The organism is Megasphaera cerevisiae DSM 20462, from assembly GCF_001045675.1.
In the GTDB taxonomy this organism is placed as follows: Bacteria; Bacillota; Negativicutes; order Veillonellales; family Megasphaeraceae; genus Megasphaera; species Megasphaera cerevisiae.
The window spans coordinates 1-744 of sequence record NZ_LEKT01000149.1 but is presented as its reverse complement, the minus strand read 5'-3'; the positions used below and the strand labels follow the sequence as shown (position 1 = coordinate 744).

General features: G+C 30.1%; 2 protein-coding genes. One reads left to right on the top strand and one right to left on the bottom strand.

Going from position 1 to position 744, the window contains the following annotated elements; all coding sequences use genetic code 11:
• On the bottom strand, positions 1-454 hold a 454-nt coding region (locus AB840_RS15475; protein WP_048515701.1), incomplete at its 3' end, for a lipoate--protein ligase family protein.
• A gap of 204 nt (positions 455-658) precedes the next feature.
• Here AB840_RS15475 and AB840_RS16340 point away from each other — a divergent pair.
• A partial coding sequence (locus AB840_RS16340) for a DUF2187 family protein (RefSeq protein ID WP_126927107.1) occupies positions 659-744 on the top strand: 86 nt, incomplete at its 3' end.

Below are 744 nucleotides of genomic sequence, written 5' to 3'. Positions count from 1 at the left end.
ACATTAATGTACCGTGGCTAAACATTCTATCTTTAACTTTAACCATTGCATTCCCTGAAATTTTAGCAGCACCAACTTGAATATCATTACGTCCTGTCATTTCTGCGTCCACACCCAATGATTGTAAGGCTTGGACAATAGGTTCTGTAAATTTCTTAAAGTTATGGAAACTATTACCATCATCATCTGTAATAAAACTAAAGTTTAAATTACCTGTATCATGATAAACTGCACCACCACCTGAAATTCTACGTACGACATCTATGCCTTTTTCATCAACGTATGCTTTATTGACCTCTTCTATCGTGTTCTGATTTTTACCAACAATAATGGAGGGTCTATTTACATAAAATAAAAAATAACTTTCTTCTGAAGGAAGATTTTTTAATACATATTCTTCCATAGCTAAGTTAAGTGTTGGATCAGTTATATTATTATTGCTTACAAATTTCATAACAAACGCTCCTTATAGATTCTCTATATATGCCCTTACCTTATTTATGCACCATTTACATTTAAAATTCCAATTATTTACTCAATAATGACAAAATTTTCATAATTTATGTATTAATTCTAAGAGTTTTTAGTGTTATTAGTTTATTTGTAGTGTATTTTTTAGTACAATATAGTCTAGCTATGAATTAAGGGAGGACTCGAAATGACTGTTGCAGAAGTAGGTAATATCGTAGAATTTTATGATGGTTTAAGAGGCCGAGTTGAAAAAATAAATGATAACTCAGTTAT